We start from the raw sequence: 12,718 nt of genomic DNA, 5'->3' as shown, positions 1-12,718 counted from the left end.
TGCCGCGCCGCGCGGCGACGGCGGCCCGCCGGTCCGTCGCGGCGGCCGCCCTGCGCCTCCACTACCGCGTCCAGCTCCTCCTCCCCGTACGGCAGACGGAGGCGGTCTTCACCGGACACAGGTCCCACGGTCACGGCTGCGGCCCGGGAGCCCTGGAGGTGGCGTTCCGCACGTACGCGCCGCGCGTGCGTACCGCCTGGATCGCCGACCCGCGCCACCACCACACGATCCCCGCGGCGACCCGCCGTATCGCGCCGGGCACGGCCGCGTACTGGACGGCGCTCGCCCGTTCCAAGTACCTGGTCAGCAACACCGGATTCGACCGGCGGATGGTCAAGCGGCCCGGCCAGGTCGTGGTCCAGACGCAGCTCGGCACACCGTTGAAGAAGATGGGCCTCGACCTGCTCGAACACCCGGCGGCGGCCCGCTCCACCGACTTCGACGCGCTCCTCGCCGACGTCGACAAATGGGACTACGTCCTGTCGGCCAACCGCCACTCCACCCTCGTCTGGGAGCGGGTGTACCCGTCCTCGTACGCGACGCTCGAATACGGGCAGCCCAGCAACGACCTTCTTCTGACGGCGTCTTCGGACGACCGGGAGCGCATCAGGGCCGGGCTCGGCATCCCACCGGACACCACCGCGATCCTGTACGCGCCCACGCACCGCGACTACCGGGTCTCCCAGCGTCTCGCGCTCGACCTGGAGCGGGTGGCACGCCTGCTGGGCCCGCGGTTCATGATCCTGGCGCGCTCCCACCCCGCGTACGGTGCCCCGCTGACCCGCCCCGGCGCCGACGGCCGGCTCGTCGACGTGTCGGACCACCCGGACGTCACGGCGCTCTGTGTCGCCTCGGACGCGCTGGTGACGGACTACTCGTCGCTGATGTTCGACTACGCGTGCCTCGACCGGCCCATCGTGATCCACGCGGACGACTGGGATGCCTACGAGGCGGCCCGCGGCACCTACTTCGACCTGCGGACGTTCCCGCCCGGTGCGGTGGCCCGCTCGGAGGACGAGCTGATCGACATCTTCGCGACCGGGCACTGGCGGGGCTCGCGCTCCGGGCAGCTGCGGTCGGCGTTCCGTGCGCGGTTCTGCCCGTACGACGACGGGCGCGCGGCGGAGCGTGTGGTGCGGCACGTGGTGCTGGGCGAGCGGCCCGGGGGCGAGGACAGGAACACGGACGGCGGTTCACCGTGGGTGCCGCGGCAGCAGAGCGGGGCGGCGGGGGCCGCGCGCGTGTGAGGTGCGAGAGGGACCGGGCACGTTCCCGGTCCCTCTCCCCTCGTCCCGGGCCCGGTCGTCCCGGTCCCACGGCGCTCACCTCTCAAGGAGCGCGAACAGGTCCTCCCACATCCCCAGCACCTTCTCCTGCGAGAACCGCTGCACGTTCTCGCGCGCCCGCTCCCCCATCGTGTCGCGCATCCGCCGGTTGCCGGTGAGGCGCAGCAGCCGGTCGGCGAGCGCGTCGACGTCGCCGACCGGGGCGAGCAGCCCGTCCTCGCCGTCCCTGACGATCTCGCGCACGCCCGGCGCGCAGTCGAAGGCGGCGCACGGCACGGCGTTCGCCATGGCCTCCATCAGGGCGAGCGGGAAGCCCTCGCCGCGCGACGACTGGACGAAGACGGACGAGCCGGCGAGGGCGCCTTGTACGTCGTCGGTGCGGCCGCGCCACTCCACCGAACGGTCGAGCCCCAGGCGGGCGCACCGCGCCTTCAGTTCGGCCTCGTCGGGTCCGGCCCCGTACAGGTGAAGCCGCCAGTCGGGCCGGTCCGGGGCGACCTCGGCCCACGTGTCCAGGAGCATGTCGACGCCCTTCTGGTCGGCGAGGCGGCCGATGGAGCAGACCACGTTCTCGGTGCGCGGCGACGGCACGGCGGGCAGGTGGGCGAGGGCGTTGGGCATCGCGCCGACGTTGTTCAGGCCGTCGGCGATCCAGTCGTCGGCGTCCTCCTGGGTGAGCGCCACCCACCGGTCGACGTGCGGGTAGTCGCGCTTGACCGACCGGTAGCGGTGACAGGCCCTCGTGTACGCGTACGACTCGTGGCTCATGCCGATCAGGCGGACGCCCGCGGTGTCGGCGGCGCGAATCCACTCCATCGGCCACACCTGCGTGACGATCGCGACGGCGCCGGGCCCGGCCTCCCGGAAGAGCGAGGAGAGCAGCGCCGACGCCTGTCGCCGCCCGTCGATCCGGCGTGCCTCGCGGCGCCGTGCGGCGGGGTTGAGGCGTGCGGTGCCGCGCAGGGTGCGCGGGCTCGGCGGGTGGGACGGGTAGAGGGCGGTGATCCGGTAGCCGGGGTCGGCGGGCAGCGGCATCTTCAGTTCGTGCTCGTACACGCCGATGACGTGCACCCGGTGGCCCGCCGCGGTGAAGAGGCGGGCCATCTGGTGGGTCCAGGCGGTGACGCCGCCGAGCTCGTCGGTGGTGTTGCCGATGAGGAAGAGATCGCGGGTGCGGGTCGCCGCCGTGGGCGCCGAGGTCGCCGTCATGGCCTGCCGCCTGCCTTTCGCGTGAAGAGCGCGTCCACGACGGCTCGGGCGGCGCCCCCGTCGTCGTACGTGCCGAACGTGGCGGCGAACTCGCGTCGCGCCTTCTGCCAGTCGCCGTCGGCCTGTTTGATCCCGGCGAGGGTGCGGTGCAGCTCGTGCTGGGTGTCGACGACCGGTCCCCCGGCGCGCTCGCGCAGGTCGAAGTAGCTGCCGCGTTCGCGTACGTACGTGTCGAGGTCGGGGGTGAAGTGGATGAGCGGACGGTCGAGGAGCGCGTAGTCGAACATGATCGACGAGTAGTCCGTGATCAACACGTCGGTGAGGCAGAGGAGTTCGCTGACGTCGTGGTGGGCGGAGACGTCGATGACCGTGCCGGGCGGGGTGAGGGGGAGGGTGGCGGTCTGTGTGTAGTGCGCGCGTACCAGGAGGATGTGCGTGTCGCCGAACTCCTCGGCGAATGCCTGTACGTCCAGCGGCAGTTGGCTGCCGGCGCGGGTGCTGGTGCCGGTCCCGGAGGTGGGGCTGCCGCGGAACGTGGGGGCGTAGAGGACGACCGTGCGGTGGTCGGGGATGCCGAGGTCCGCGGCGAGGGCGGGGCGCGGGAAGCGGCCCTCGCGTTCGTCGCGTGCGCGGGCCGCGACGAGGCGGTCGTTGCGCGGGTAGCCGATGCGCAGCAGGCGGTCCTCGGGGATGCGGTAGGCGCGGGCGAGGGTGTTCACGTCGTGCTCGGAGCGGACGAGGAAGTGGTCGAAACGGTCGATCGCGCGGGCGAGCTTCGCTCGCTGGGGCGCGTTCTGCGTCTTGTGCCGGATCTCGTCGTTGCCCATGCGCTTGTAGGCGGAGCCGTGCCAGGTCTGGAGGTAGGTGGTGTGTTTCGGCTTGTCCAGGGCGTGCGGGAAGCCCTGGTTGTCGACCCACCATTCGGCGCGGGCCAGCGCCCACAGATACCGCCAGGACCAGCGCCGTACGAGCTTCGCGTCCTTCGGGAACCCGGCGGGCGAGGTGGCGTAGGACCACACGGCGCGCACGCCGCGCCGCCGGGCCATGAGTTCCTCGTGGACGGCGCGCGGGCTGTCGCTGTAGCCCTTGCCCATGTGGCTCTCGAAGACGACGGTGCCGCGGCTGACGGGCAGGCGCAGGAGCAGCTTGCGGTAGACGCGGAGCTTGACACGCTGCGAGTTGAGGCGTTCGTACGTCTTCCGGAGGCGGCGCCAGGTGCGCTTGACGGCGCGGGCGGGGCGGAAGGTGAGGACGTAGCGGGTGGCGCGGTCGGTCAGGCGGGCGGGGCGGCGGCGGGGCAGCAGGGCGAGGGCGAGGTGGTGGCCCGCGGTGACGTAGGGCTGCCAGGTGTCGGCGGTCAGGCGGGTGAGGCGGGGGCGGGCGGGGAGCGCGGCTTCGCGGCCCGGCACGGTCTCCTTCTCGGCGAACAGGCGCAGGGCGGGCAGCCGTTCGCCGTCGATGCCGAGCAGGAGCCGCGCGTCCCAGACGCGGTCGCCGATGCCGCGGGGGCGCAGGTCGCGGGTGAGCGGCAGGTCGGCCCGCCAGGCGACGGCGTCGGGCTTGAGCCGCAGGTCGTCGACGGGGAAGGTGGCCCTGCCGCCGTCGCCGCGCTCGCCGCTGCCGGTGCCGCGCGGGGTGAGCGCGAGGCCCGCGGTGACGAGGCGCGGGCCGGTGTCGGTGCCGTCCAACAGTGCGAACGGCACCGCGACTTCTCCCTCCACGACCAGCTTCCCGCCCTCGCGGGCGCAGCGGGTGACACGGTTGAGGAGGTGGAGGCTGCCCAGGGCGCGGTGCTGGTGGCCGAGCTCGGTGACGTCGTAGTCGGCGCCGTCGCGCAGCGGGCTCCAGTGCACCCGGCCGCCGTCGCGGACCAGCGGGGTCACGACGGTGCCGGGGTGCTCCAGGGCGTACGCGGCGGCCAGGACGCCGTCCGCGTCGCCGTCGGCCAGCAGCCGCACGGCGATCCGCTCCAGCGGGGCCAGGTCGTGCAGCGCGTCGTCGCGGACGAGCCCGTCGAGCAGCTGGGCGTAGGCGGCGGCCCGCTCGGTCCGCTCCCGGCGGGTGGTGCCGAGGAACGCGCGGGCGCACGGCAGCACGTGGTCGACGAGGAACGCGTGCGCCCGGCGCCCGCGCAGCTCGGGGTCGTCGAGCGCGGCGAGCGCCCGCCGCTGGGCACCGACGGCCTCCGGCAGTCCGCGCAGCGGATCGGTGGCGGCCCGCCCGGTGGTGATGAGGTTGGGCACGAGGGCGATCCGGGCCGCGGCGAGAGCCGACGCGAACCCGTCCGGACAGCCGCGCCGGCTCGGGCCATAGGCTGCCCGGGGCGGCGGGGCGGGCGGTGCGGCACCGCGGTGCGGCGTGTCGGTCCGGGCGGGTGCGGCCCCGGCGTCTCCCGCACCGCGTACGGCGTCGAGGAGCGTGCGGCGTACGCAGTACCCGGCCTCCAGCGCGTCGCGCGTGACCAGTTCGGGGGCCTCGGCCACGTCCGTCAGCACGCGGGACCTGCGGTACAGGCCGGCCTGCCACGCCGGGGCGTGCTCCTTCGTGCCGGTGGCGGCCTTGCGGGTCCACCGGCCCGCGACGAGGTCCGCGCCGGTGCGGCGGGCCGCCGCGTACAGGTTGCGGCAGGCGTCGCGTTCGAGGCGCTCACCGGGGGTCAGCGGCAGGACGTACGTGCCGCGGGGCGCGTCGGCGACCCGGACGCGGTGCGGCTGGTCGGCCGCCAGATCCGCGCCCCCGGCCTGCGCCGCGCCGTCCCCGACGAGCACGGCCTCCGTCCCGACGAGCGTCTGGGCCGTCACGGAGGCGACGGTCGCCCGCAGCGCCGCCGGATCGGTGCCCGCGGGGCAGTCGACCACGACGCTGACGTCGAAGAGCTCGGCCGGTGCGGCCCCCGTCCTCGTGCTCATCGGCGGCCCCCGTCCCGGCCGTGCCCGAGCATCGCCTCGGCTACCTGCGCGGCGGCGGTGCCGTCGTCGAGGTCGCAGAACACCTCGCGGAACCGCGCGTACGCCTCCCGGTGCCCGGCCACGGCCGCGTCCGGGTCGAGCAGCGCCCCGATCACCTCGTCGCTGGTGCGCAGCAGCGGCCCCGGCGCCTGCGCGGCGAAGTCGAAGTAGAAGCCGCGCAGTGTGTCCCGGTAGTGGTCGAGGTCGTAGGTGTGGAAGAGCATCGGGCGGCCCGTCTGCGCGAAGTCGAACATCATCGAGGAGTAGTCCGTGACCAGGACGTCGGCGATGAGCAGCAGCTCCGCCGCGTCGGGGTGGCGGCTGACGTCCCGTACGAAGTCGCAGACGGGGACCGCGCCGCCGACCAGGTAGTGGCGGCGGACGAGCAGCACGTGGTCCCCGGCGAGCGCAGCCCGCGCCGCCTCCAGGTCGAGCTGGAGGTCGAGGCCGTACCGCCCCGACCTGCGGGGCTGGTTCTCGCGCCAGGTGGGGGCGTAGAGGATGACGCGGCGGCCCTCCGGGATGCCGAGGCGTTCGCGCACCTCGGCGGCGAGCTTGGCCCGGTCGGGGGCGTGCAGCACGTCGCCGCGCGGGTAGCCGGAGGCGAGCACGTCGCCGGTGTAGCCGAACGCGTCGCGCAGGATCGGGGTGGAGAAGCTGTTCGGGGAGACGAGCAGCGACCACTGGTCGGCGCGGGCGGGCAGCGTGGCGATGTACCTGGCGTCGGCGGACGGCGTGTCGGCGAGGTCGCGGCCGATCCGTTTGAGCGGGGTGCCGTGCCAGGTCTGGACGACGTACTGGCCCTCGGCGCGCTCGAACCATTCGGGCAGCTGTGTGTTGGTGACGACGTACCGGGCTCGGGCGAGGGCCTCGTGCCACTCGGCCGACCACAGGGCCACAGGCCGGGCCGTGGGCGGCACCTCGACCTGCTGGTCGCGGACGACCCACAGGTGTTCCAACGCGGCGCCCCGGCGGAGGAGTTCCTCGTGGATCGCGCGGGGCGAGTCGGAGTACTGGCGGCCGTCGAAGCTGCTGTACACGACGGTGTCGTGGCGCGGCTCGGCACGCCATCGCGCGTAGCGGGCGCGGAGTTCGGCCTGGCCGGCCGCTCCCCGGTCGGCCTCGGGCAGCGCGGAGTGCGAGACGAGCAGCAGCCAGTCGTGGTGGCGGCGCTCGACGGTGAAGTCACGGCCTCCGATGTGCTCGGTCAGGGGCAGCGTGGCGTGGTGCGCGGGCGCGACGAGGACCGGTACGCGCCGCTCGGGGTCGCTGTCGCCGGGTGCCCCGAGCGACAGGTACCAGCGGCCTTCGGCGAGCGGCAGCGTCCCCGCGGGTCCCGGCACGGCGCCGGGCCGCAGGGTCGCCTCGAAGCGGCCGTCGGCGAGGGCGACGGGGACCGCGGCCTCCTCCTCGTGCCCGCTGTGCCGCAGGAGCAGTTCGCGCTCGCCGCCGTCCACAGCCTGGGGAAAGTCGCCCGCCACGTACAGCACCCGCGTCCCGTCGGCGTCGGTCTGCCAGCGCAGCGTGTCGGCGACGGGGCGTACCGGCTGGTCGCGCAGTTCGGTGTTGCCGGACGGGTTGGCGAGGACCATCAGTTCGCGGCCGCCGCCGAGCCCGTAGTGGCCCGGGGCGATGTCGACCGGGACGGGCAGCGGTGTGCACTGCTCGCCGCGGACCAGCCCGACGCCCCACGGGCAGGCGCGGCCGGGTGTGTCGGCCTCGGGGTCGTCGACGGCGTCGTGCGTACCGCCGCCGCGCAGCAGGTCGAGCGGGACGCGGGCGCGCAATACGCGGCCTTCGGCCCGTACGGGCAGGTCGTGGGTCTCCTTGGTGCGCCAGTGCTCGACGCGCAGCGCGGCGACACCGCCCGGCGCGCCGGGCGCCAGCTCGCCCTCCAGGCACAGTTCGTCGCCCTCGACGGTGTGGCCGGTGAGGCGGGCGGAGAGGAGTTCGGCGCGCAGCCGGAGGCGGCCCTTGGACAGGGTGGGTACGACCCGCTGGAAGTCGCCGAGGTAGCGCACGGGCAGCGGGCACGGCTCGGTCATCCGCACCGGGCCGGTGCGCGGCAGCAGCCCGCCGGCCGCCGCCATCTCCAGGAGCCAGGTGGTGGAGGGGCGCCCGGTGAGCAGTCTGCGCGGGTCGACGGTGGTCTCGAACCCGGCCCTGTCGTAGTTGTGCAGGCCCTGCCGGGAGCGGTAAGTGGCCTCGCGGGCGCGGACGGTACGCAGCCTCAGCGGCACGGCCCGCCGCTTGCCCGCGCGCAGCCAGGCCACGCGGGCGCGCGCCTTGACCCGTCCCGCCGGCAGGTTGCGCACGTAGGCGTACCCCTTGAGCCGCAGCATGCCGTCCTCGTCCCAACCTGCTTGGGTGAGTTGGGCGTTGAGGGGGAGGTCGGAGCGGGTGAGGGTGCTGACGCGGCGCGGGGCGCGCAGCTCGATGCCGGGGAACTCGGCGCGGCGGCGGGCCAGGCCGCGGACGGTGAACGCGCCGGGGTGGGCCTTCTCGTGCGCCATGAACGCGAGCAGTTCGTCGATCCCGGCGTGCCGGACGAGATGCCACTTCACCCGCAGCAAGAGCGGCAGTTCGTCGAGCACGGCGGGTTCGACGGTGTCGGCGAAGGCTCGGGCCCGGTCGAGGAACGCCTCGTGGAAGGCGCGGTCGCCGTCCGGCAGGGCCTGCATGAACAGCCACAGGTCGCCGCTGAGCACGGAGGAGTCGTAGCGGCGCTTGCCCTCCCGCCAGCGGTCCGCCGCCCGCTTGTCCTTGGCGGCGCGCGCCTCGGCGAGCCGGTCGGCGAGGAAGCCGCTGGCGGTGAGCACGGCGGTGGTGCGGTCCTGTACGGCGCGCGGCCGGGTACGCCGGTTGGTGATGGAACCGTCGCGGTCGCGCCACAGGTAGACGGGCTCGCTCAGCACGTCGACGCTGCGGGCCGTGAAGTGGGCGGGCACCATGACCGGGGTGTCTTCGAAGAGCATTCCCACGGGGAAGGCGAAGCGGCCGCGTTCCCAGAAGTCGCGGCGGAACACCTTGTTGCAGGCGATGCGGTCGCCGAGCAGGGACCAGTCGTCGGTGACGTGGGTGGCGTCCCGGTCCTCGGCCATCATCTTGCGGAACATGGGCGACTGGACCTGGCTGCCGTCGGCGCGCAGCCGGTACACGTTGCCGGTGGCGAAGTCGGAGCCGGTGCGCTCCAGGGCGGCGAGCATCCGTTCGTAGGCGTCGGCGGGGACGATGTCGTCGCTGTCGACGAAGGCGAGGTGGGCGCCGGCGGCGTGGCGGACGCCGGTGTTGCGGGCGGCGCCGAGACCGGCGTTCTCCTGGCTGATGAGGGTGAAGCGGGGGTCGTCCGCCGCGAACGCGCGGGCGATCTCCCCGCTGCCGTCGGTGGAGCCGTCGTCGACCATGACGACTTCCAGGTCGCGCACCGTCTGCCCGGCCAGCGAGCGCAGGCACGGGTCGAGGAACTCCTCGACGTTGTAGATGGGTACGACGACGGAGAGTCGGGCTGTCATGCGCTGCGCACGATCCTTCCGGAGAACTGCGGGAGGCCTACTCGTGAACAACAGAGGTCACTGCCACGGGTCACTCGGAGTGCGCCGTACGAGTGATCACGCGCGGCCTCCCGTCACGCTCACGGCTTGACGGCGATGCGTCCCTCGTCCATGCGCAGCAGCAACAGCCGTTCGCCGGTGCGTTCGAGGAACTCGTCGACGGCCTGGCGCGAGCCCTGCCAGTAGCCGTAGTCGTCGATGAGCAGGACGCCGCCGGGCACCAACCGGTCATAGAGGTGGTCGAGTTCGTGCCTGGTGGAGGCGTACCAGTCGGTGTCGAGGCGCAGGACGGCGATCTGTTCGGGCGCCTGGCCCGGGACGGTGTCCTCGACCTTGCCCCGCACGTAGTGCACGCGTTCGGCGGGGTAAGGCACCTGTTCGAAGCCGGACTTGACGTCGTCGAGGGTGGCGACGGCCCAGATGGGCCGGTCCTTGCCCTGTGCGGCGAGGAGGTCGGCGGCCGCCCTGCCGTCGCGCCGCAGGTCCTCGTCGGTGGGCGGGGTCATGCCCTCGTACGTGTCGAACAGGTACAGGTCGCGGTCGGTGGCGCCGCAGTGCAGCAGCGTCCTCGCGCACGCCTGCATCGAACCGCCGCGCCACACACCGCACTCGACGATGTCGCCGGGGATGCCGTGGCGGACGACGTGCCGGGTGGCGAGGATGAAGGCGTTCAGGCGCTCGGGGGAGGTCATGGTCCACGGTGTGACCGCGCGGATCGTCTCCTTGGCCTCGTCGTCGTAGTCGGCGGGCAGCGCCCGTTCCTTGGGCTTCGCGGGCCCGGGAGGGGAAGCGGCGGGCGCCGGTCGCGGTCCGGGCGCCCGGGTGCGCTGGGCGGGCACCTGCGGGTGGCGGGTCAGGTGGTAGCCGGTGATCGTCTTCAGTGCGGTGTTGACAACTCTCTTCCATGCCATGGGGCGCGACCCTAGGCATCATTCGCCCCCACTGTCACAAACCGTCAATTCTGCTTTACTTCAGGGAGGTTGTGGCGCTTGCACCGCTTGAGGTTCTCGCGGTGTTTGAGGTGCTTGCGGCGCCCCAGGCGGGTTGGTGGTGGTTCCACCATCGCCTGGCGGGTTCCTCGATGTACGTGTACGCGGCCCAGGACAGGCCCACGACCAGGGTGGCGACGCCGAGCAGCGTGAAGACCGACAGGTTCGTCGGGGCGGGGCGCCCCCAGCGGTCGAGGATCAGGTGGTTGACGGTCTGGTGGAGCAGATAGAAGGCGTACGACCAGGCGCCGAGCCGCACCATGAGCGGCGTGCACAGCAGGCCGCGCCGCCCGGCGCGCTCGCGCTGCGCGTACGCGACGATGACGAGGACGGAGAAGAGCGCCACGAACGGGCGTACGGTCCAGTCGAGTTGGTCGACGACGGTACCGGGCAGCCAGGCGCCCCGGTGCACGTACACGACCGTGTACGCGGCGAAGACGAGGGCGACCGGCGCCGGGCGCGGCGCCAGCGGCAGTCCGCGCGCGATGGCCAGGGCGAGCGCGAGGCCGAGGAGGAACTCGGGCAGCCGGGTCACCGGGTTACGCATGACCCACGCGCTCATGGACGGCGAAAGGTGCGTGGCCGTCCACCAGTTGACCGCCCACATGGCGACGAGCCCGGCGCCCGCGAGGGCCAGCAGGCTACGGGTGCGAAGACGGTAGGCGGCGCGGATCACCAGCGGGAACAGGAGGTAGAAGAACACCTCGACGCTCAGCGTCCAGGAGACCGGGTTGCCGGGCAGGGTGGGGACGGCGCCGGGGAGCCAGGTCTGTACGAGCAGCAGCGAGGCGAAGAAGCTCAGCGGGTCCCAGGGCACGTGCCCCCACCGGTGGAACACCCACAGGCAGGGCAGCGCGGCCGCCAGGTGCAGCGGCCAGATCCGGCCGACGCGGCGCCAGTAGAACGTCTTGGCGGACGCCCCGACGCGGTGGCCCCACGTCAGCAGGAAACCGGACAGGACGAAGAAGAACCCGACGCCGTTGACGCCCATCGTCGAGTACGGGAAGAGCACGGGCGCGTGCGCGATGCCGCCCCGGGCGCTCAGCCCGGTGAAGTGGTGCGTGAACACGGCGAACGCGGCGATGAAGCGCAGTCCGGTCAGCGAGTCGAGACGGGGGGCGAGGCGCGCGCGGGCGGTGCGGGCGGGACGGGGGACAAGGGGGCTTTTCGTGGTCAGCATCCAGGGACCAACCTCCCGCACGTCGACTCGGTCACTGGCCGTCGCCCCTTCGTGTGGTGCGGCGCGGTCCGGCGGTCCCGCACGCGCCCGCGCCGTCGGCGACGCGAACGAGCTTGGCGCCGCGCGGCCCGTACGCGGTGGCCCGGTAGGGCGCGGGGACCGGCTGGTCGGGTTCCAGGTAGAGCCAGTCGACGTGCCACCGGCACAGCAGCCGGGCGCGCTCGGCGGGGGCGGTGGCGGGGTCGGCAGCGGCGCGGGAGTCGTCGCGGCGGCGGACGGCCTCGGCGTGCGGAATCTCGGGCTGCGGCCAGGCCGGGCTGACGGTGTACACGCCGTAGGCGGGCAGGATGTGGAGGGGCCGGTACCGGTCGGTGAGGACGACGTCGCCGTAGCGCAGGTACGGCTCGGCCCACGGGTAGCCGTGCCACAGGGTGCGGCGCTGCATGTGGTCGAGCAGGACGCCGGGCACGAGCCGGCGCGGCACCAGGTACAGCACCGCGCTCGACTGGGTCCAGGCCCCGAGGAAGGTGGCCGCCGCGACCACGGCGCAGGCCAGTCTCGCCGCCGCGCCGGACGCCCACCGCTCGCACACCTCGACGGCGAGCGCGCACTGCAACGCGAGCACGGCGAACGGGATGGCCCGCCCCCATGTGTAGTGCCCGCTCACCCACCCGTAGCCGACGACGCAGGTCTCGGCGGCGAGGACCAGGGCCAGCGGGTCGCGCCGGGTGCGCCGCAGGCGCAGCGCGAGCGCGGGCAGCCCGAGCAGCGCGAGCCCGTACGTGCTCAGCGGATGCCAGTACTGGCGTACGTGGAAGAAGTCGAGCTGTGAGGCTCCGGCGAGGCTGACCACACTGTAGTAGGGCCAGCAGGCGAGGAGGGCCGCGCAGACGGCGGCGCCCGCCGCCCAGCAGGCGACGTCGCGCCGCGTCGGCCGCCGCCCGGCCACGGTGAGCGCCGCGGCCCCGGCCCCGACGCCGACCGCGGTGACCGGGTTGACGAGGACGACGAGCGCGGCGACCACACCGATCAGGGCCCAGCGCGGGAAGGAGGCGCGGCGGCGGGCGAGGAGGGCCCACAGGTGCAGGCCGAGGCCGAGGGCGAGGGTGCTCGGGTAGGAGATGGCGACGCCGAGGCTGACCAGGGACGGTGTGCCGCTCCACACGAGGAGCCTGCGGCCCCACAGGACGAGCAGGAACACCACGGCGAGCACCGGGGCCCAGCGGCGGGCGGTGAACGCGCGCACCAGGGCGCGGACGCCGCCGACCAGGACGAAGGCGTCGGCCGCCCCGGCGAGGGCGAGCACGCGGAAGGTGCCGAGCCCGGTCAGGCGCGCGAACAGCGCCGCGCCGACCGTGTACGGCGTGTAGTACGGGCTGGAGCCGGGCCGGTCGACCAGCGGGCTGCCCGGGTCCACCAGATGGTGGCGGAGCCGGTCGACGACGGCGACGTGCTGCCCCAGGTCGCCGATCCACGGCAGCCGCCAGGCCACCGCCGCCAGGGCGAGCGCGACGACCAGCAGGACCAGGTCGGGCGCGCGGGTGCGGGCGGCGCG

Annotated in this window: 7 protein-coding genes; 1 reads left to right on the top strand and 6 read right to left on the bottom strand. The window is 73.9% G+C overall.

All coding sequences use genetic code 11. The features are described 5' to 3' along the window. A partial coding sequence (locus tag OFY01_RS10130; protein ID WP_266598461.1) for a CDP-glycerol glycerophosphotransferase family protein occupies positions 1 to 1,247 on the top strand: 1,247 nt, incomplete at its 5' end. Positions 1,248 to 1,322: 75 nt separating this feature from the next. Here the strand turns inward: OFY01_RS10130 and OFY01_RS10125 are convergent. From OFY01_RS10125 to OFY01_RS10100, 6 genes are all read right to left on the bottom strand, one after another. Then, positions 1,323 to 2,495 carry a glycosyltransferase gene (locus OFY01_RS10125; protein WP_266598459.1) on the bottom strand — a complete coding sequence of 391 codons (1,173 nt, stop codon included), beginning with the start codon at positions 2,493 to 2,495 and terminating at the stop codon, positions 1,323 to 1,325. Continuing rightward, positions 2,492 to 5,404 carry a CDP-glycerol glycerophosphotransferase family protein gene (locus OFY01_RS10120; RefSeq protein ID WP_266598457.1) on the bottom strand — a complete coding sequence of 971 codons (2,913 nt, stop codon included), beginning with the start codon at positions 5,402 to 5,404 and terminating at the stop codon, positions 2,492 to 2,494. Before OFY01_RS10120 ends, OFY01_RS10125 begins: the two co-directional genes overlap by 4 nt. After that, positions 5,401 to 8,955 carry a bifunctional glycosyltransferase/CDP-glycerol:glycerophosphate glycerophosphotransferase gene (locus OFY01_RS10115; protein WP_266598455.1) on the bottom strand — a complete coding sequence of 1,185 codons (3,555 nt, stop codon included), beginning with the start codon at positions 8,953 to 8,955 and terminating at the stop codon, positions 5,401 to 5,403. Before OFY01_RS10115 ends, OFY01_RS10120 begins: the two co-directional genes overlap by 4 nt. Before the next feature lie 119 nt (positions 8,956 to 9,074). Continuing rightward, positions 9,075 to 9,905: a TylF/MycF/NovP-related O-methyltransferase gene (locus OFY01_RS10110; protein ID WP_266598453.1), complete on the bottom strand. Its 831-nt coding sequence runs from the start codon at positions 9,903 to 9,905 to the stop codon at positions 9,075 to 9,077. 55 nt (positions 9,906 to 9,960) lie between these two features. Next, positions 9,961 to 11,163 (bottom strand): acyltransferase family protein, encoded by a 1,203-nt coding sequence (locus OFY01_RS10105; protein ID WP_266598451.1) that lies wholly within the window; start codon positions 11,161 to 11,163, stop codon positions 9,961 to 9,963. 31 nt (positions 11,164 to 11,194) lie between these two features. Next, on the bottom strand, positions 11,195 to 12,718 hold a 1,524-nt coding region (locus OFY01_RS10100; protein ID WP_266598449.1), incomplete at its 5' end, for a hypothetical protein.

This window comes from Streptomyces beihaiensis, assembly GCF_026274175.1.
Taxonomy (GTDB): Bacteria; Actinomycetota; Actinomycetes; order Streptomycetales; family Streptomycetaceae; genus Streptomyces; species Streptomyces beihaiensis.
This window is presented reverse-complemented; position numbering and strand designations above follow the sequence as displayed.

Bases quoted from the DNA above. Each gene is read 5' to 3' on its own strand.
- OFY01_RS10125 (WP_266598459.1), bottom strand. From the start codon at position 2,495: ATGACGGCGACCTCGGCGCCCACGGCGGCGACCCGCACCCGCGATCTC.
- OFY01_RS10120 (WP_266598457.1), bottom strand. From the start codon at position 5,404: ATGAGCACGAGGACGGGGGCCGCACCGGCCGAGCTCTTCGACGTCAGC.
- OFY01_RS10115 (WP_266598455.1), bottom strand. From the start codon at position 8,955: ATGACAGCCCGACTCTCCGTCGTCGTACCCATCTACAACGTCGAGGAG.
- OFY01_RS10110 (WP_266598453.1), bottom strand. From the start codon at position 9,905: ATGGCATGGAAGAGAGTTGTCAACACCGCACTGAAGACGATCACCGGC.
- OFY01_RS10105 (WP_266598451.1), bottom strand. From the start codon at position 11,163: ATGCTGACCACGAAAAGCCCCCTTGTCCCCCGTCCCGCCCGCACCGCC.